16 protein-coding genes, 1 tRNA gene and 1 riboswitch are annotated in these 19,046 nt (G+C 68.8%); of the genes, 5 read left to right on the top strand and 12 right to left on the bottom strand.

Features of this window, described 5'->3' with window-relative positions:
- Window positions 1-165: 165 nt before the first annotated feature.
- A complete protein-coding gene (locus IG08_RS0118940) occupies window positions 166-1,383 on the top strand; it encodes an acetyl-CoA C-acetyltransferase (protein ID WP_030603480.1) in 1,218 nt (405 codons plus the stop codon).
- 307 nt (window positions 1,384-1,690) lie between these two features.
- Entirely contained in the window at window positions 1,691-2,464 is a 774-nt protein-coding gene (locus tag IG08_RS0118935; RefSeq protein ID WP_030603477.1) for a hypothetical protein, read from the top strand.
- Window positions 2,465-2,605: 141 nt separating this feature from the next.
- Here IG08_RS0118935 and IG08_RS0118930 read toward each other — a convergent pair whose 3' ends face one another.
- Window positions 2,606-2,887 (bottom strand): hypothetical protein, encoded by a 282-nt coding sequence (locus IG08_RS0118930; protein ID WP_043454709.1) that lies wholly within the window; start codon window positions 2,885-2,887, stop codon window positions 2,606-2,608.
- A gap of 134 nt (window positions 2,888-3,021) precedes the next feature.
- On the opposite strand from IG08_RS0118930, the gene IG08_RS0118925 reads away from it, so the two are divergent.
- The gene (locus tag IG08_RS0118925) at window positions 3,022-3,252 is read left to right on the top strand and encodes a DUF4287 domain-containing protein (protein WP_030603472.1); all 231 of its coding nucleotides are present in this window, start codon (window positions 3,022-3,024) and stop codon (window positions 3,250-3,252) included.
- Window positions 3,253-3,347: 95 nt separating this feature from the next.
- Here IG08_RS0118925 and IG08_RS0118920 read toward each other — a convergent pair whose 3' ends face one another.
- The 3 genes from IG08_RS0118920 to IG08_RS0118910 all read right to left on the bottom strand — a co-directional run bounded on the left by IG08_RS0118920 (window position 3,348) and on the right by IG08_RS0118910 (window position 5,843).
- Entirely contained in the window at window positions 3,348-4,241 is an 894-nt protein-coding gene (locus tag IG08_RS0118920) for a Bax inhibitor-1/YccA family protein (RefSeq protein WP_030603469.1), read from the bottom strand.
- A 227-nt stretch (window positions 4,242-4,468) separates the two neighbouring features.
- Window positions 4,469-5,644: a 4-hydroxybenzoate 3-monooxygenase gene (locus tag IG08_RS0118915; RefSeq protein ID WP_030603466.1), complete on the bottom strand. Its 1,176-nt coding sequence runs from the start codon at window positions 5,642-5,644 to the stop codon at window positions 4,469-4,471.
- A 115-nt stretch (window positions 5,645-5,759) separates the two neighbouring features.
- A tRNA-Leu gene (locus tag IG08_RS0118910) sits at window positions 5,760-5,843 on the bottom strand.
- Window positions 5,844-6,268: 425 nt separating this feature from the next.
- Here IG08_RS0118910 and IG08_RS0118905 point away from each other — a divergent pair.
- Window positions 6,269-7,042, top strand: coding sequence for an ABC transporter ATP-binding protein (locus tag IG08_RS0118905; RefSeq protein ID WP_030603463.1), 774 nt, complete (start codon window positions 6,269-6,271; stop codon window positions 7,040-7,042).
- Entirely contained in the window at window positions 7,042-9,570 is a 2,529-nt protein-coding gene (locus IG08_RS0118900; protein ID WP_030603461.1) for an ABC transporter permease, read from the top strand. Before IG08_RS0118905 ends, IG08_RS0118900 begins: the two co-directional genes overlap by 1 nt.
- A 51-nt stretch (window positions 9,571-9,621) precedes the next feature.
- Here IG08_RS0118900 and IG08_RS0118895 read toward each other — a convergent pair whose 3' ends face one another.
- The 8 genes from IG08_RS0118895 to IG08_RS0118860 all read right to left on the bottom strand — a co-directional run bounded on the left by IG08_RS0118895 (window position 9,622) and on the right by IG08_RS0118860 (window position 18,877).
- Window positions 9,622-10,914 (bottom strand): class I SAM-dependent methyltransferase, encoded by a 1,293-nt coding sequence (locus IG08_RS0118895; RefSeq protein ID WP_030603458.1) that lies wholly within the window; start codon window positions 10,912-10,914, stop codon window positions 9,622-9,624.
- Between the two features lie 227 nt (window positions 10,915-11,141).
- Entirely contained in the window at window positions 11,142-12,524 is a 1,383-nt protein-coding gene (locus IG08_RS0118890; RefSeq protein ID WP_030603455.1) for an NAD(P)/FAD-dependent oxidoreductase, read from the bottom strand.
- A 444-nt stretch (window positions 12,525-12,968) separates the two neighbouring features.
- The gene (locus IG08_RS0118885) at window positions 12,969-13,910 is read right to left on the bottom strand and encodes a Ppx/GppA phosphatase family protein (protein WP_030603452.1); all 942 of its coding nucleotides are present in this window, start codon (window positions 13,908-13,910) and stop codon (window positions 12,969-12,971) included.
- 139 nt (window positions 13,911-14,049) lie between these two features.
- Window positions 14,050-14,577, bottom strand: coding sequence for a DUF501 domain-containing protein (locus IG08_RS0118880; protein WP_030603449.1), 528 nt, complete (start codon window positions 14,575-14,577; stop codon window positions 14,050-14,052).
- A gap of 36 nt (window positions 14,578-14,613) precedes the next feature.
- Entirely contained in the window at window positions 14,614-15,090 is a 477-nt protein-coding gene (locus tag IG08_RS0118875) for an FtsB family cell division protein (RefSeq protein ID WP_030603445.1), read from the bottom strand.
- Between the two features lie 150 nt (window positions 15,091-15,240).
- Window positions 15,241-16,527, bottom strand: coding sequence for a phosphopyruvate hydratase (gene eno / locus IG08_RS0118870; protein WP_030603442.1), 1,287 nt, complete (start codon window positions 16,525-16,527; stop codon window positions 15,241-15,243).
- 290 nt (window positions 16,528-16,817) lie between these two features.
- Window positions 16,818-17,501, bottom strand: a complete 684-nt coding sequence (locus IG08_RS0118865) for a LysM peptidoglycan-binding domain-containing protein (protein ID WP_030603439.1) — start codon at window positions 17,499-17,501, stop codon at window positions 16,818-16,820.
- 3 nt (window positions 17,502-17,504) lie between these two features.
- Window positions 17,505-17,683: riboswitch (cyclic di-AMP (ydaO/yuaA leader) on the bottom strand.
- 207 nt (window positions 17,684-17,890) lie between these two features.
- On the bottom strand, window positions 17,891-18,877 hold the full coding sequence (locus IG08_RS0118860) for a LysM peptidoglycan-binding domain-containing protein (protein ID WP_030603436.1): 987 nt from the start codon (window positions 18,875-18,877) through the stop codon (window positions 17,891-17,893).
- Between the last annotated feature and the right edge of the window lie 169 nt (window positions 18,878-19,046).

Below are 19,046 nucleotides of genomic sequence, written 5' to 3'. Positions count from 1 at the left end.
GGCAGCCCCCAGGGACGGGACGGGTAGGGGCGGCGGGGGCGAGAAAAGCAAGCGCTTAGAAAACTGCGGTCAGGGTCACACCGCCACACCCGTGACCGAGGCCATACGTACGGGTAACTTCCAAACCAAGCCGTGCATGAACCCCCGTACGCCAATGGAGCCGTGATGCCCGAAGCCGTGATCGTCTCGACCGCCCGCTCCCCCATCGGCCGCGCCTTCAAGGGCTCTCTCAAGGACCTGCGGCCCGACGACCTCACCGCCACGATCATCCAGGCGGCCCTGGCCAAGGTCCCCGAGCTGGACCCGAGGGACATCGACGACCTGCACCTCGGCTGCGGCCTCCCCGGCGGCGAGCAGGGCAACAACCTCGGCCGGATCGTCGCCGTGCAGATGGGGATGGACCACCTCCCCGGCTGCACGATCACCCGTTACTGTTCCTCGTCGCTGCAGACGAGCCGCATGGCCCTGCACGCGATCAAGGCCGGCGAGGGCGACGTCTTCATCTCGGCCGGCGTGGAGATGGTCTCCAGCTACGCCAGGGGCAGCTCCGACACCCCCGACACGCGCAACCCCCTCTTCGCCGAGGCCGAGGCCCGCACCGCCGAGGTCGCCCAGCAGGAGGGCACGACCTGGCACGACCCCCGCGAGGACGGCCTGCTCCCCGACCCGTACATCGCGATGGGCCAGACCGCCGAGAACCTGGCCCGCCTCAAGGGCGTCACCCGCCAGGACATGGACGAGTTCGGCGTCCGCTCGCAGAACCTCGCCGAGGAAGCCATCAAGAACGGCTTCTGGGAGCGCGAGATCACCCCGGTCACGACCCCCGACGGCACGGTCGTCTCCAAGGACGACGGCCCGCGCGCCGGCGTCACCCTGGAGGCCGTCGGCGGCCTCAAGCCGGTCTTCCGCCCCGACGGCCTGGTCACCGCCGGCAACTGCTGCCCCCTGAACGACGGCGCCGCCGCGGTCGTCATCATGAGCGACACCAAGGCCCGCGAGCTCGGCCTCACCCCGCTCGCCCGCATCGTCTCCACCGGCGTCTCGGGCCTGTCCCCCGAGATCATGGGCCTCGGCCCGGTGGACGCGACCAACCAGGCGCTGCGCCGCGCCGGCCTCACCATCGACGACATCGACCTGGTCGAGATCAACGAGGCGTTCGCCGCCCAGGTGATCCCCTCCTACCGCGACCTGAACATCCCGCTGGAGAAGCTGAACGTCAACGGCGGCGCCATCGCCGTCGGCCACCCCTTCGGCATGACCGGCGCCCGCATCACCGGCACGCTCATCAACTCCCTCCAGTTCCACGACAAGCAGTTCGGTCTGGAGACGATGTGCGTCGGCGGCGGCCAGGGCATGGCGATGGTCATCGAGCGCCTGAGCTGAACCGGAGCGGGGCGATCTAAGTGATCAACTCCCCGTATTCGCACGGAAACCCAGCGTGAGCGATCGGCCCAGAACCCGAGAAACCCCAAGGTTCTGGGCCGATTTGTGATCCAATCTCCCCCAGGATGTGACCTATCTCCCTTGGGAAAGGGATTTACGCAGGTCAGAGTCGTTTCAGCACCAAACCCCGGGCCCAAAGTCCTGTCCGTTTCGTGACGTTACGCACTGACAGCGGGATAGTCCGCCCTTCAAGCTGATGTAGGAAGTCGGGGGTCGACTTTGAACCGGGAGTACGTCAGTGAGCGCCATGCCGATCGCATTGCTGGTCACCACGGCCGCCACGGGCGCCGTGGGCGTCGCCGTCCTGCGCACCCTCATGGTGCTGCGCCGACAGGTCGCCGCCCTGCACACCGAACTCGCCGCGAGCAACCGCTCCGCCGCGCGGGGTCTGGTGCCGGCCGCCCGTCATTCCGCCGACGTCGATGAGATACGCGCCGCCGTGGCGGAGGCCCTCGCCGAGGAGCGTGAGCGGGAGCTCGCCGAGGCGCGGGCCTTCTGGGCCGCCCAGGAGGCCCGTGACGCCTCCGACGCGCCCTCGCTGCTGGGCCTGCCCGACAGCGAGCTGTTCCTGCCCCGGCAGGCCGATTTCGTGGGCCTGGAGCCGGTGACCGAGGCGGGCGCCGACGCCGACGAGTTCGCGGGCGAGTCCGCCGAACTGGCCGCGGCCCGCCGCCGCCACCCCTCCCACCCGGACTTCGTCCCGATGACGTCCCCCGTGGCCAACGACCACGAGCGCACGGTGGCCACCCTGGAAGAACTCGCCGCCTCCGCCACCGAACTGGCCGACGTCCGCCCCGGCCCCCTCGGCACCCTCGACGTCTACGTCTTCGCCGACGGCACGACCCTGTGCATGACCCCGGGCCACCGGGAGACGGCGGAACGCCTGTCGGCGGCCCTGCGTGCAGGCGAGACCCCGGTACTGCTGGGCGGTTCGGGCATCTCGGGCGCGTACACCCTGACCTTCGCGTGCGGCGAGGAGAACGTCTACATCCTGGCGGACAGGGTCATAGCAAGCCTGTAAGAGGCTTCAGGCGGGGCGCACAAGAGGCTTCGCTGCGGGCCGTGAAGAGGCTTCCCTTCAGAGCGCCGGGCACCTGCAGCCCCCTAGGGGCGCGGGGAACTGCGCGACCAGCCACAACGCACCCGCACCCGCCAACGCGCCCTAGACCCCCGCCCTCTTCTGCGCCTCCTCAACCAACAGAACCGCATCAGAAACCTGGCCCTCGTCCACAAGCACGAGGGCCAAGTCATGCACAGCAACAGTGATTTGATCAGCCGCGGCGAACATCCCCGCATCCGGCATCACCCGAGGCTCAACCTCCGGCGCCTCCAGAACCTGCGCCCACCGAGCCAACTCCCGGGCCAACCCCAGGGCCTCAGAAGCAGCCCCCCGTTGCAGACGCGACTGCGGCGCCGCCCGAAGCCGATCGGCAAAGTGATCCACAGCCAGGGTCAACCGCTTCGTATCCGCCACGCGGCAACCGTACGCGCCACACCGGGACTGTTGCCAACAGGCCAACGCTCAGGCACGGTGACCTGAAGGACCGGCTTACATCCCCTTTGCGTCCGGAGGCGCCGATGTCCCACGTCCTCTCCGAGGAGACCCACCGCAATCTGCTCGCCCGCATCCCCCACTGCACCGGTCGTGAAGTGTCCGACTGGCTCCGCACCGTCGACGAAGGCCCGGCTCTCTTCCGCTTCGAGGAAAAGGTCAGCTGGCTCCGCCACGAACACAACCTCGCGTACGGCCACGCGAAAGCGCTCATCCACGAGTACGACCTGAGGAGGGCCGCGCGCAAATTCCTCTAGGCGCGCACCGCATCTGGTACCCCAGACGACGAAGGGCCCCGGGAGACGAACCCGGGGCCCTTCGCTGCACAACCGCCGCAGACGATCGTCGGCGACTAGTCGCTGCTGTTGAGGATCGCGATGAGCCTCAGGAACTCCAGGTAGATCCACACGAGCGTCAGCGTCAGCCCGAAGGCCGCCAGCCACGCCTCCTCGCGCGGGGCGCCGTAGGCGATGCCGTCCTCGACCTGCTTGAAGTCCAGGGCGAGGAAGCACGCACCGAGCAGGATGCCGATGATGCCGAACATGATGCCGAGGCCGCCGCTGCGGAAGCCGAGGCCGTCACCGCCGCCGAACACCGCGAACAGCAGGTTCACGGCCATCAGCAGGACGAAGCCGAGCGCGGCCGCCATCACGAAGCCGTAGAACCGGCGGTTGACGCGGATCCAGCCGGCCTTGTAGGCGATCAGTACGGCGGCGAAGACCGCCAGCGTGCCGATCACGGCCTGCATGGCCGCACCGCTCGCGATGCGGTTGTCGACGATGCTCGAGATGACCCCGAGGAACACACCCTCGAACGCGGCGTACGTCAGGATCAGCGCGGGCGAGGCCTTGCGCTTGAAGGACTGGACGAAGGCCAGGACCATACCGATCAGCGCGGCGCCGATGCCGATGCCGTACGAACGGCCGATGTTCGCGTCGTCGACGGGCAGCAGTGCCCAGGCGAGCGCGGCCGTGACGATCAGCACGCCGAGCGTGGTGCCGGTACGCAGGACGACGTCGTCGATCGTCATCCGGCCGGTGGTGACCGGGGCCTGCGGCGGCGCACCCTGCAGGTCCTGCTGGGCGTAGGGGTTCTGCGCGTACGGGTTGCCGGACTGCGGCTGGGCGTACGGGCTGCCCTGCGTTCCTACAGCTGCGCCCCCGGCCTGCGGCGCGGTGTTGAAGCCCGCGTAGCCGTTGTCGCGGCTGAAGCCCCGTCGCGAGAAGACCGGGTTGCTGCTCCTCATTTCACTCCTCCATGGCCACCGTGCGTAGCCTTGGCTCAAGAGTAATGGAAAGGCAAAGGATTGACCCTAGTGCTTGGGGAGGATCTTTCCCTTGTCATGGTGCGCAACACGCTACGCGGATCCGTGATTCCCGGCGCCGGAGGGGCCCGTTCATGACCAAGCCGGTACATGGCCGGAACCCGCCGGAGATCGACTCCTTATCCCACCCGAACGTCTCACCCGAGGTCTCACCCGAACGGGAAGCCCGTGTACCCCTCGGCCAGGTCGGTCTCGGCCGCCTCGGACGACGCGAGCCGCTCGAGACGGGCGATCTGGAGGCGGTCCTCGAAGGGCGTCGCGTCGGGAGCCCGGTGCAGGAGCGTCGTCATGTCGTAGGAGAACCGCTCGGCCTGCCACACCCGCCGCAGGCAGGTCTCCGAGTAGGCGTCGAGCAGCTCCGCCGAGCCCGTCTCCTTCTGGTACGTCAGCGCCCCCGCGAAGGTCACGACGTCCCCGACGGCCAGGTTGAGCCCCTTGGCGCCCGTGGGCGGCACGATGTGCGCCGCGTCGCCGGCGAGGAAGAGACGGCCGTGCCGCATGGGCTCGTGGACGTAGGAGCGCATGGGGGTGACGGACTTCTGGGTGATCGGGCCGCGCTCCAGCGTCCAGTCGTCGTCGGTCTCGAAGCGGCGCTCCAGCTCGTCCCAGATCTCCTCGTCCCCCCACTCCGCGGCGTCCGTGCCCTCCGGCACCTGGAGGTAGAGGCGGGAGACGGACGGGGAGCGCATGGAGAGGAGGGCGAAACCGCGGTCGTGGCGGGCGTAGACGAGCTCGTCGTGCGAGGGCGGCACGTCGGCGAGGATGCCGAGCCAGCCGAAGGGATACGTCCGCTCGAAGACCCGGACGAGTTCGGACGGGATCGCCTTGCGGGCGACACCCCAGGAGCCGTCGCAGCCGACGACGTAGTCGCAGTCGAGGACGTCCTCGCGGCCTTCGTGGCGGAAGCGGATGCGCGGGCTGTCGGTGTCCGCGCCCTCGACGGCCAGTGCCTCCGCCTCGAACAGCAGCGGGCCGCCCTCCTTGAGCTGGAGGGCGATGAGGTCCTTGCAGACCTCGGTCTGGGCGTAGACGGTCACGGACCGGCCGCCGGTGAGGGCGGGGAAGTCGACGCGGTGGCGCTTCCTGTCGTAGCGCAGCTCGATGCCGTCGTGGCGCAGGCCCTCGCGGTCCATGCGCTCCCCGGCGCCGGCCGCGCGCAGCACGTCCACCGTCCCCTGTTCCAGGATTCCGGCCCGCTGCCGCTGCTCGACGTAGGCGCGGTCACGGCTCTCCAGGACGACCGAGTCGATGCCCGCGTTGTGGAGCAGCCGGGCGAGGAGGAGGCCGGCGGGGCCCGCTCCGATGATGCCGACGGTGGTGCGCATCGCCGAACCTCTCTGTTCGTGTAGTGAAATTTACTTCACCAACTTGCGAACACGAGTCTGCGCCCCTCTTCATGAGGTGTCAATGAATGCTGCAGGGATCGATGAACGTCGGAAGTGCCCGGAGCCGGACTTGAACCGGCACGCCCGCGAAGGGGCAGCGAGGTTTAAGCTCGCCGTGTCTGCATTCCACCATCCGGGCAGGCCATGGGCTCCGCGTTGAGGTTCCGAGCCTATCGGGATGCATCCCCCGAACAGCGGACGGGCGGACCGATGTTGTCTTATTTTATTGACGTCTGAGGGTGCATCAGCCCGTGGAACGGGCCATCCGCACTTGCCAATAGCCTTGCAAGAGGCAGGCGGCCCCGCATGCGGAATGACGGAATTTCACCGCCCGAACGAGGGTGCTCCACCTGTTCTTGACGTAAGCGCCCGCAAGCGCTTGCCAGAGGGTCCCTCAAAGCGGCCGTCAGGGGCCGCCGTCATCCCCAGGTATGACACGGCGGCGCCCGGTCCCTCCCGAGTCTGCCTTCGGAACCGGAACAGCGGCTGACTACACGGGCCCGGCCGGGCACCACGATGGAACACGCCCCCTTCAAGACGTCGTTCCGCGAGGAGTTCCATCCCGTGACCACCACACCCGTCGCCGGCCGGGCCACCGCCACCATGGCCGCGCGCGCCACGGACCTGTCGAAGATCTACGGACAGGGCGAGACCCAGGTGGTCGCCCTCGACCGGGTCTCCGTCGAGTTCCGGCAGGCCGAGTTCACCGCGATCATGGGCCCCTCCGGCTCCGGAAAGTCCACGCTGATGCACTGCGTGGCCGGTCTGGACACCTTCTCCTCCGGGTCGGTGCGCATCGGCGAGACCGAGCTGGGCTCCCTGAAGGACAAGCAGCTGACGAAGCTGCGCCGGGACAAGATCGGCTTCATCTTCCAGGCGTTCAACCTGCTGCCGACCCTGACGGCCCTGGAGAACATCACGCTCCCCATGGACATCGCGGGCCGCAAGCCGGACAAGCAGTGGCTGGACTCGGTGATCGCCATGGTGGGTCTGGCCGACCGGCTCGGCCACCGCCCCGCCCAGCTCTCCGGCGGCCAGCAGCAGCGCGTCGCCGTGGCCCGGGCGCTCGCTTCCCGGCCCGACATCATCTTCGGCGACGAGCCGACCGGAAACCTCGACTCGCGCTCCGGCGCGGAGGTACTGGGCTTTCTCCGCAACTCCGTAAGGGAGTTGGGGCAGACGGTGGTCATGGTGACCCACGACCCGGTGGCGGCGGCGTACGCGGACCGGGTCATCTTCCTCGCGGACGGCCGGATCGTCGACGAGGTGTACGGCCCGACGGCCGACTCCGTGCTGGACCGCATGAAGCAGTTCGACGCGAAGGGCCGTACCAGCTGATGTTCCGCACCGCCCTGCGCAACGTCCTCGCGCACAAGGCCAGGCTGCTCATGACCGTGCTCGCCGTGATGCTCGGCGTGGCATTCGTGTCCGGAACGCTGGTCTTCACCAACACTCTCTCCAACGCCCTCCAGAACAGCTCCGCCAAGGGCTTCGACCAGGTCGACGTCGCCGTCGAGGCCAAGTACCAGGAGAGCAAGGGCGATCAGGTCGGCAAGAGCCCCGAGCTGACGCAGGCGCTGCTCGCCAAGAGCGAGCAAGTCCCGGGCGCCGCCTCCGCGATCGGCGTCGTCAGCGGCTTCACCGCCATCGCCGACAAGGACGGCAAGCTCATCGGCGGCGGCTTCCAGTCGCAGGGCGGCAACTACTGGGAGGCCAAGGACCCCCGGTATCCGCTGGTCAGCGGGCACGCCCCGAGCGGCGCGAACGAGGTCGCCATCGACTCGGAGACCGCCGAGCGCGCCGGCTACAAGGTCGGCGACACCGTGCGCCTCTCGATCGACGGCCCGGTCCTGAAGCCCACCGTCGCGGGCATCTTCACCACCGACGACGGCAATGTCGCCGCCGGCGGCAGCCTCGCCCTCTTCGACACGGCGACCGCGCAGTCGCTGTTCGGCAAGGCGGGCACGTACGACGAGATCGACGTGAAGGCGGCGGCCGGAACCAGCCAGGCCACGCTGAAGGCCGCGCTCGACAAGGCGCTGCCGGCCGATACCGTCGAGACCACCACCGGCAAGCAACTCGCCGACGACCAGGCGGAGATGATCTCCTCCTCGATGAGCGGGCTGAAGCAGGGCCTGCTGGTCTTCGCGGGCATCGCGCTCTTCGTCGGTACGTTCATCATCGCCAACACCTTCACCATGCTGATCGCCCAGCGCACCAAGGAGCTCGCGCTGCTGCGGGCGGTGGGCGCCTCGCGCAAGCAGGTCACGCGATCCGTGCTGATCGAGGCGTTCGTCGTCGGCGCGGTCGCCGCCGTGACCGGGCTCGTCGCCGGCATCGGCATCGGTGCCGGGCTGAAGTCGCTCATCGGCATGCTCGGCGCGACCGTCCCCGACGGACCGCTGGTCATCACCCCGGGTACGGTCGGCACGGCCCTCGCGGTCGGCATCCTCATCACCATGCTGGCGGCCTGGCTGCCCGGCCGCCGGGCCGCGAAGATCCCGCCGGTCGCGGCGATGAGCAGCGTGCACGCGGCGGCGACCACCAAGTCGCTGGTGCTGCGCAACACGCTCGGCGCGCTCTTCTCCGGCGCCGGCATCGCGGTCGTCCTGGCGGCCACGTCGATGAGCGGCTCGGACGGCCAGGCCCCCATGGGCATAGGCGCCGTACTCCTCATCATCGGCGTGTTCATCCTGACCCCGCTGCTGTCCCGCCCGCTGATCGCGGCGGCGGCGCCATTCATGCGCGTCTTCGGCATCTCCGGCAAGCTGGCCCGCCAGAACTCGGTCCGCAATCCGCGCCGTACGGCCGCCACCGCCTCCGCGCTGATGATCGGCCTCACCCTCATCACCGGCATGACGGTGATGGCGGGCAGCCTGCAGAAGTCCATCGACAAGATGGCGTCCTCGGCGATCAAGGCCGACTACGTCGTCTCGATGGCGAACGGCAACTCCCTCTCCCCGGACGTCGCCGAGAAGGTCGCGAAGCTCGACGACGTCACCGCCAGCAGCCCGCTGCGCAACGCGCCCTCGCGCATCGGCGGCAAGACCGAGTACCTGACCGGGGTCACGGGCTCGACCATCGGCGAGCTGACCGACCTGACGGTCGACTCCGGCGCCTTCAAGGTCGGCGGCAGCCAGGTCGTCGTGGACGACGACACCGCCAAGTCCCATGGCTGGAAGGCCGGTTCGCGCTTCACCGTCAACTACGAGGACGGCAAGAAGCAGCAGCTGACGGTCGCCGGGGTCTACGAGGGCAACGAGATGATCCAGGGCATCATCCTGGACAACGCGGCGCTCTCCCCGCACGAGACCGACCCGGCCGACATGCAGGTCATGGTGAAGACGTCCGACGGCGCGTCGAGCGCCACGAAGGACAAGCTGGAGAAGGCCCTCGGCTCGAACCCCGCCATCAAGGTCCAGGACAAGAAGGACCTCTCCAACGAGATCGCGCAGATGTTCACGCTGGTACTGAACATGCTCTACGGCCTGCTCGCGATGGCGGTGCTCGTGGCGGTCCTCGGGGTCATCAACACCCTGGCCATGTCGGTCTTCGAGCGCTCCCAGGAGATCGGGATGCTGCGGGCGATCGGCCTCGACCGCAAGGGCATCAAGCGGATGGTGCGCCTGGAGTCCCTGGTGATCTCCCTGTTCGGCGGTGTGCTCGGCATCGGTCTCGGCGTGTTCTTCGGCTGGGCCGCCGGTGAGCTGGTGGGGTCGAGCATGGCGACGTACGAACTGGTCATGCCGTGGGCCCGGATGGCCGTCTTCCTGCTCCTGGCGGCGACGGTGGGCGTCCTGGCCGCACTGTGGCCGGCCCGTCGGGCGGCACGGCTGAACATGCTGACGGCGATCAAGTCGGAGTAGTCGCAGGTGGATAGGGGCCTGTCGCCAATTGGCGACAGGCCCCTTCTGTTTTCAGTTCCAGGTACGGGAGCGCAACGGCACCCCGGACGCCCCGGACTCGGGCGTCCTGACCGCCAGCACCTGGTTGACGCCGATGCGGTTGCGTTCGAAGGCGAGCGCGCAGGCGGCCATGTACAGCCGCCAGACGCGGGCCCGGCCCGGGCTGGTCAGCCGTATGGCCCGCACCCAGCCGGCCTCCAGGTTGGCGACCCAGCGGCGCAGGGTGAGGGCGTAGTGCTCGCGGATCGACTCGACGTCCCGCACCTCGAACCCGGCCCGCTCCAGCAGGCTCACGGTGTCGCCGAGGGGCGCGAGTTCGCCGTCGGGGAAGACGTAGGCGTCGATGAACCCGTCGAGGCTGTACGTCGATTCGTCGTGCTGCGGGCGCCGGGCGATCTGGTGGTTGAGCAGCCGCCCGCCGGGCCTGAGGAGCCGCAGCAGGTCCTCCGCGTACTCCAAGTACCGCTCGGAGCCGACGTGTTCGGCCATGCCGACGGAGGAGACGGCGTCGAAGGGGCCGTCGGCGACATCACGGTAGTCCTGGACGCGGATCTCGATCCGGTCGGTCAGGCCCTCCTCGGCCACGCGCTTGCGGGCGTACGCCGCCTGCTCCTGGGAGAGGGTGATGCCGACGACGCTCACGCCGTGCTCGCGGGCCGCGTGGATGGCCAGGGAGCCCCAGCCGCAGCCGACGTCGAGCAGGCGCTGACCGGGTGTCAGGGCGAGCTTGCGGCAGATGAGTTCGAGCTTGTCGCGCTGGGCGAGCTCCAGCGTGCTCTCGGGGGATTCCCAGTAGGCGCACGAGTAGACCATCGACGGGCCGAGGACGACCTCGTAGAAGTCGTTGCCGACGTCGTAGTGATGGCTGACCGCGCGTTTGTCGCTGCGCTTGGTGTGCAGGTGGCCGCGGGCCCTGCGGACCTCCTCGGGAGGCGGGGCGGGCGGCAGCGGCGGACCGGCGAGTGCGATCAGTCCGCGCACGGCGGAGCGCACCTCGGGTTCGCGCAGCGCCTCCCGGAGGGTTCTGGCATCCTCCCCGCGCTCCCAGACGAGGCCCGAGATCAGGCCGAGGGCGGCGTAGAGGTCGCCCTCGATGTCCAGGTCCCCGGACACCCAGGCCCGGGCCAGGCCCAGCTCGCCCGGCTTCCACAGCAGCCGGCGCACTGCCCTGCGGTTGTGCACGATCAGCGCAGGCGCGTCGGGCGGGCCGGCCTGCGAACCGTCCCAGGCGCGGATGCGCACGGGGAGCGGCGTCCCTAGTAGTTGTTCGAAGAGGGTTCTGAGCCGCAGCGCGGCATTTGCCATGGCGCACACCTCCGTGACGAGGATCCCGGAATTGTCCACCTAGGTAAACACCGGCAGGCCGGAGATCAGTCCCGACACCGGTCCAGGCATTCCGGCCCGTCCGGCGTTTGAGGACGAGGCCGTTCAGGCCGAAGGGACGTCCGGGGCACAGCCCCCAGGAACGCCGAAGGACCCCCTGCACCACGGATGGCAGGGGGCCCTTCGGTTCGATCAGCGACCGGAGCGGGTCAGGAGGCCTTGGCCTCGGTCTTCTTCTCCGGCTGAGCCGCCGCAGGCACGGGCTTCGCGGCCTCGTAGAACTCCTCGCGCGGGTGCTCCATCGCGCCGAGGGAGACGACCTCGCGCTTGAGGAACATGCCGAGGGTCCAGTCGGCGAAGACACGGACCTTGCGGTTCCAGGTCGGCATGGCCAGACCGTGGTAGCCGCGGTGCATGTACCAGGCGAGACGGCCCTTGAGCTTGATCTTCATCTTGCCCATGACGATCATCGCGACGCCCTTGTGCAGGCCGAGACCCGCGACGGCGCCCTTGTTGCCGTGGCTGTAGTCCTTCTGCGGGAAGCCCCGCATACCGGAGATCACGTTGTCGCCGAGGACACGCGCCTGACGCAGCGCGTGCTGTGCGTTCGGCGGGCACCAGGCGTTCTCGTTGCCCGCCTTGCGGCCGACGAGGTCCGGCACCTGGGCGTTGTCGCCCGCGGCCCAGATGTAGTCCGTGCCCTGCACCTGCAGGGTGGTCCGGGTGTCCACGTGACCGCGCGGGCCCAGCGGAAGGCCGTAGCGCGCGAGGACCGGGTTCGGCTTGACGCCGGCCGTCCACACGATGGTGTTGGAGTCGACCTCGAGGCCGTTCTTGAGCACCACGTGGCCGTCGACGCAGGAGTCCATCGAGGTGGAGAGGTAGATCTCCACGCCGCGGCTCTCCAGGTGCTCCTTGCCGTACTGGCCGAGCTTGGGGCCGACCTCGGGAAGGATCTTGTCGGCGGCGTCGACGAGGATGAACCGCATGTCCTCGCGGGAGACGCTGGTGTAGTACTTCGCCGCGTCGCGGGCCATGTCCTCGACCTCGCCGATGGTCTCCGCACCCGCGAAGCCACCGCCGACGAAGACGAAGGTGAGCGCCTTGCGGCGGATCTCCTCGTCGGTCGTCGAGTCGGCCTTGTCCAGCTGCTCGAGGACGTGGTTGCGCAGGCCGATGGCCTCCTCGATGCCCTTCATACCGATGCCCTGCTCGGCGAGGCCGGGGATCGGGAAGGTGCGGGAGACCGCGCCGAGCGCGATGACCAGGTAGTCGAAGGGCAGCTCGTACGCCTCGCCGACCAGCGGGGCGATCGAGGCGACCTTGCGGTCCTGATCGATGGTGGTGACCCGGCCGGTGAGGACCTCCGCCTTGGGCAGCACGCGTCGCAGCGGGACGACGACGTGGCGCGGGGAGATGTTGCCGGCGGCGGTTTCGGGAAGGAAGGGCTGGTAGGTCATGTACGACCGGGGGTCGACGACCGTGACGGTCGCCTCGCCGTAGCGCATCTTCTTGAGAATGCGCCGAGCTGCGTACAGGCCTACGTACCCACCGCCTACTACGAGGATCCTGGGACGCTCCGTGGTGCTCATGCCATCGAGTATCCACCCGCCTCAGGGGGGTCGCTCGTGCGCCCCTTCACAAGCTCCACCAGGGGGTGTGTTATCCTCCGCCGCTCACGTGATCCAGGTCATGGCGCGGACCCCGAATCACGGTACAGGGCGGGCCGGTGTCAATGCCGCGTGAGCTGCCTCTCCGGGTCGCGGGGCCTCCTGTGAGTGCCCCGAAACGATCTCCCGCGCACCCCTCCCGAGTTGATGGTGCGCCACCCTTCTGAACACGTTCAAGGGCCTGTCGGACCCCCGGAAGGGTCAACCGGACCCTTTTCCTGCTCCGGCAGGACGGAATTCCTTGTGAAGAACTTCACGAAGTTTTCCGGCGACATGTCACCGAGGGGTTCCGAAGGCCCCCTCGGGGGCGCTCATACGTTATCCGACCTGCTCAATCGGAAGCTACCGATCGGTAACAAAGGAGACCTACGCCACCGACCACGCGATGCCGTCGAGGATGTCGTGCTCGCTCACGACGACCTCCTCGGCCCCGATCCGCTCCATGATCGAGAGCAGTACGAGGGCCCCCGCGGCGATGACGTCGACGCGCCCCGGATGCATGGAGGGGACGGCCGCGCGTTCGGCGTACGTGGAGTGCAGCAGCCACTCGGTGATCTCGCGGACCCGGTCGTGGGAGACACGGGAGTGGTGGATGGCCTCCGAGTCGTACTCGGGCAGCTCCTGGGCGATCGCCGACACAGTGGTGACGGACCCGGCGAGCCCGACCAGCGTGTGCGCCTCGCGCAGCGGAACCGTCTCCTCGGCGAGGTCGAGGGCGGCCTCGATGTCGGCGCGCATGGCGGCGATCTGCGCGTCGGTGGGCGGGTCGGTGACCGCACCTTCCTGTACGAGATGCCGCTCGGTCATCCGCACACACCCGACGTCGACCGAGCGCGCCGCCCGCACGTGGTCGTCCCCGACGACGAACTCGGTCGAGCCGCCGCCGATGTCCACGACCAGGTAGGGCTTGGTGAGGTCGTCCCGCCCCTTGAGCTCCTTGGTCGCCCCTGTGAAGGAGAACTCCGCCTCCTGGTCGCCGGTGATGACCTCCGGCTCGACGCCCAGGATGTCCAGCACCCCGCGCACGAACTCGTCCCGGTTCTCCGCGTCCCGGGACGCGGAGGTGGCGACGAAACGGAGCCGCTCGGCGCCGTGCTCCTTGACGACCGCCGCGTACTCACGGCAGGCGGCGAAGGTCCGCTCCAGCGCCTCGGGGGCGAGCCGCCCGGTGCGGTCGACGCCCTGCCCGAGCCGCACGATGGTCATACGCCGGTCCAGGTCGACGAGTTCACCCGTCTCCGGGTCCGCGTCGGCGACGAGGAGCCGGATGGAGTTCGTACCGCAGTCGATGGCGGCGACGCGGGTCATGGTGGAGCCTCCTGCGTGAGCTTGCGAGCGCCGGTCAGCTGTATCCAGCCGCCCGTCCGGCGTTTGAGGACGAGGCCCGTTCAGGGCCGAAGCGGGGGTCTGGGGCCTGCCGCCCCCAGGGACGGGACTGCCCCGAGGGTCACTCCTCAGCGCCACCCGGCACCACACACGCCCCCTTGCGCCACCACTCCGGCAGCATCGCGATCGCCTCGTCGCCCAGCGGGTTGACGCCCGGGCCCGCGGCCAGGGAGTGCCCCACCAGCACATGCAGACACTTCACCCGGTCCGGCATCCCGCCCGCGCTCGGGAAGCCCTCCAGGACCTCGATGGCGTCCCGGCGCGCGATGTAGTCCTCGTGCGCGGAGCGATACGCGGCGGCGAGTTCCGGGTCGGTCTGCAGCCGCTCCGTCATCTCCTTCATGACGCCGTTCGCCTCCAGGGTGCCGATCGCCGAGGCGGCGCGCGGACACGTCAGGTAGTACGTCGTCGGGAAGGGCGTGCCGTCGGGCAGCCGCGGCGCGGTCTCCACGACGTCCGGCTGCCCGCACGGGCACCGGTGCGCGATCGCGCGCAGGCCGCGCGGCGGGCGCCCGAGCTGCTGCTTGAAGGCCTCGACGTCCGCGTCGGTGGGCTCGGTGCGAGGTGTGGTCGGCGGGGGCGTTTCCATCGGTCCTGAGGTTGTCTTTCTGCTATCCGTCATCCGTCATCGGTCGGAGGCGTCGGACTTGTCGACGCCGTCCCAGACGTTCGCGTACCAGGGGCGGTCTGCCGTCCCGAGGTCGGCGCGGGACTGCTTGGCGGCGTCCGGGTCGACGACGATGAAACCCGTCTCCCCCGGCATCACATAATGCAGCCGCTGCCGGATCTGCTGCTCCGCGTACGCGTCGTCCTTCCACCGCGCCTTGAGGTCGCGCAGCTGCTCGACCCGCTGCCTGGCCTGCTCCTGCTCCTGCTGGAGGTCGGCGATCTCGGCGCGCTGGGACACGTACTGCCTTATGGGATAGGCCAGCGCCACCACCAGCGTGCACAGGACCAGAGCGAGGAGCGCGGCCCGGCCGGTGAGCCGGGAGCGGCGGGCCTGCCGCTTGGTCTGGGAGCGGTAGACACGGGCCGCGGTCTGCTCGCCGAGCAGCTTGATCCTGGTCGCGGTGGAGAAACGGTCGCGGTCCTTCACGGCCATCGGCTCTCCGCCTCCCCTTCCACGTGCGTACGTCCCCGCACACGGTACGGGACCGGGTACGGGGACGTACGTACGACTGGCTAAGGCTTGACCCTGCTGAGCTCAGCCCTTGCTGTGCCCGTGGTCCGCAGAGCGGACGCGCGGGAAGGCTCAGCCCTTGAAGCGCGGGAAGGCGCTGCGGCCGGCGTACACCGCGGCGTCGTCGAGGATCTCCTCGATGCGCAGCAGCTGGTTGTACTTGGCGACACGGTCCGAGCGGGCCGGGGCGCCGGTCTTGATCTGGCCGCAGTTCACCGCGACGGCGAGGTCGGCGATGGTGACGTCCTCGGTCTCGCCGGAGCGGTGGGACATCATGCACTTGAAGCCGTTGCGCTGGGCCATCTCGACGGCGTCCAGGGTCTCGGTCAGCGAGCCGATCTGGTTGACCTTGACGAGCAGGGCGTTGGCGGAGCCCTCCTCGATGCCGCGGGCCAGGCGCTCCGGGTTGGTGACGAAGAGGTCGTCGCCGACGATCTGGACCTTGTCGCCCAGCTTGTCGGTGATGACCTTCCAGCCGGCCCAGTCGTCCTCGAACAGCGGGTCCTCGATGGAGACGAGCGGATACGCGGAGACGAGCTCCTCGTAGTACTCGGTCATCTCGGCGGCCGAGCGGGACTTGCCCTCGAACTCGTACTTGCCGTCCTTGTAGAACTCGGACGCGGCGACGTCGAGCGCGAGCGCGATCTGCTCACCGGGGACGTAACCGGCCTGCTTGATGGCCTCGACGATGAGGTCGAGGGCGGCGCGGTTGGACTCCAGGTTCGGGGCGAAGCCGCCCTCGTCGCCGAGGCCCGTGGACAGGCCCTTGGTCTTCAGCACCTTCTTGAGGGTGTGGTAGACCTCGGCGCCCCAACGCAGGGCCTCGGAGAAGGACTCCGCGCCGATCGGGGCGATCATGAACTCCTGGATGTCCACGTTGGAGTCGGCGTGCGAGCCGCCGTTCAGGATGTTCATCATCGGAACGGGCAGCAGGTGCGCGTTCGGGCCGCCCAGGTAGCGGAAGAGCGGGAGGTCGCTGGCCTCGGAGGCGGCGTGGGCGACGGCGAGCGAGACGCCGAGGATGGCGTTGGCGCCGAGCGAGGCCTTGTTGTCGGTGGCGTCCAGGTCGAACATCGCCTGGTCGATCAGGCGCTGCTCGGTGGCGTCGTAGCCGACGAGCTCCGGGCCGATCTGCTCGATGACGGCGAGGACTGCCTTCTCGACACCCTTGCCCAGGTAGCGGTTCGGGTCACCGTCGCGCAGCTCGATGGCCTCGAAGGCGCCCGTGGAGGCGCCGGAGGGGACGGCGGCACGACCCGTGCTGCCGTCGTCGAGGCCGACCTCGACCTCGACCGTGGGGTTGCCTCGGGAGTCCAGGATTTCCCGGGCTACGACGACGTCGATGGACGGCACGAGCATCTCCTTCTTCAATGTGACGCGGGTACGCAGTGTCGCGATGGCTCTGCGAGACGAGCCTAACCGCCTGCGGGGGATCCACCAGCCGGTCGACCGCCCCGTGGACAGAACCGAGAGTAAATTGTTTCCGAACGGAACAAAGACACTCCTGGAAACCGGGCAGAAAAAAGCCCCGCCCCGGTGCGTACGGGGGAACACGCACCGGAGCGGGGAGCCCGTGGGGACGGGGGGACCCTCACGAGGCCTTCAGTATGAGGACCACGGATGTGAGGGCGCTGTGGTTCAGCTGGGCCTTACTTGAGGTGGAGCTGCTGACCCGGGTAGATGAGGTCGGCGTCCTCGACGATGTCCTTGTTCAGCTTGAACAGCTTCGCCCAGCCGCCCTTGACGTCGTGCTCCTCGGCGATGGAGCTGAGGGTGTCACCCTTGACGACCTTGTACTCGCCGTCGCCCTTCTTGACCTTCTCACCGGTCGGGGTGGTGACGGTCTTCTTGGCGGCCGGACGCTCGGTGGAGCGCGAGGTCTGCTGCTCGGTCGAACGGGTGGCGGTGCTGTCGCTGCTCGAGGAGCTGCCGCTGTCCGAGGAGCTGGAGCCGCTGTAGGAGGCGCTCGACAGGCCCACGCCACAGGACGGCCAGGCACCCTTGCCCTGGGAGGCGAGGACCTTCTCGGCGACCGCTATCTGCTCGGACTTGGAGGCCTGGTCGGCGGTGGAGGCGTAGGCGCTGCCGCCGTACGCGGCCCAGGTGGAGGCGGAGAACTGCAGACCGCCGTAGTAGCCGTTGCCGGTGTTGATGGACCAGTTGCCGCCGGACTCGCACTGGGCGACGGTGTCCCACTCGGAGGCGGTGGCGGCGGAGGCGTTGCCGGCCGCCATCAGCGGGGCGGCGATGGCGACACCGGTGACACCGGCGATCGCGGCGGCCCGGGTGGCCTTGGACGGACGACGGTGCTTGCCCTTGCCGGAAAACAGCATGGTTGATCCCCTCACCGACGCCTGCGAGGTGAGCTGTCGGGTTCGGGCCGGTTGAGTTGCCCGGCCGCGCACCTCCCGGTGCGCGGCTTAACCCCAAGCCGGTTCCAGCCGCGAGTTGCCTCAACTGCTGGGCCCGGCACTTACCTTGGGTCCCCCGCTCCTGCCTACGGCGCTGTTAAGCGACGACTGTTCCCGTACGGCCGCTGGCAGGATTCGGCGTTGCGGCAGACGGGGCTCGTGTTGGCGAGCGGTGATGACCGTAGACAGGCGATCGGCGGAATTTCAAAGACGATCAGGGCTTCTGAGACTCATCCCACACTTTCACCAAACCGGACATTCCGGAGCGAATTGTGACGTGAACTCCCGGTGTTTTTCCGGACGTTCCGCCCCTATCGAATCGCCGTGTCGAGGGTCTGACCGGGAGCGATATCGCTCGGGTCGGCTCCGATGAGGGCCTTGTTCTCGGCATAGAGGGCGCGCCATCCGCCGTCGAGGCCAAGGGAGTCGGCGATGGAGGCGAGGGAGTCGCCTTCCTGGACCGTGTAGGTGTCGGCGGCGTGACGGCCACTGGAGGCGGTGTCGCCGTCGTCGGCCGCATCCTCGTCGGCGCTGCCGCCCCGGTGCTTGCCGGAGCCGAGGGAGCCGATGTCGACCAGGGCGGAAGAGCCGCCCTCCTGCCAGGACTTGTCCGATTCCTCACCCTTCGTCACCACTGTGGGTGAGCTGTCGGAAGGCTGCGCATCGGGGTCGACAGCGCTGGACTTGTCCGACTTGACCGGCTTGTCGGTGTCAGCGCCAGTGGAGGCGGACGACGACGGGGAGGACCCCGCGGACGAGCCGGACACCGAGTCGAGCAGGCCGGAAGAGTCCGATGAATCGGAGGAATTGGACTTGCCGGCCGAGCCCGAAGAACCGGACGAACCGGATGAACCAGACGAGTCGGACGCCGAGGTCGAGGGTGTCTCGCTCGCCACACCGGTGTCGACGTCGGTCGAGGCGTCGTCCTTGCTGAGACCGGCGAGCAGACCGCAGGTCGGCCAGGCGGCGATGCCCTGGTCCGCGAGGAGCTTCTCGGCGACGGCTATCTGCTGGTTGCGGCTGGCCTGGTCGGCGGTCTCGGCGAAGTCGAGGCCGCCGTACTTCTCCCAGTTGGCCTGGGACATCTGGAGCCCGCCGTAGTAGCCGTTGCCGTCGTTCGCACTCCAGGAGCCGCCGCTCTCGCAGTTCGCGACCTGGTCCCACGTGGTGCTGGTGGCCGCGCTGGCCCCGGTCGCACCGAGCAGCGGGATCGCGATGGCGGATCCGGTCACGCCGGCCGCGACGAGGAGAGCCGGGGCCTGACGAGGGCGACGGTGACGACCGTTCCCGGAGAGCATGTGGGGGCCTTTCCCGAGACAGCAAGGACCAGCGCGACGGGCGATGCGGAGTGATGCGAGGCAATGCAGGGTGATGCGGGTCGTCACGCTGGTTCGTGAACGTATAGGCAGTCGATCACTTGTCACAAGTTAATGCCGCGTAGATCACGTGAAGATCACAGAGTTGAGT

The organism is Streptomyces fulvoviolaceus (assembly GCF_000718165.1).
GTDB classification, from domain to species: domain Bacteria; phylum Actinomycetota; class Actinomycetes; order Streptomycetales; family Streptomycetaceae; genus Streptomyces; species Streptomyces fulvoviolaceus.
Note: the sequence above shows the minus strand (reverse complement) of the source record. Positions and strands in the feature narration are given on the sequence as shown.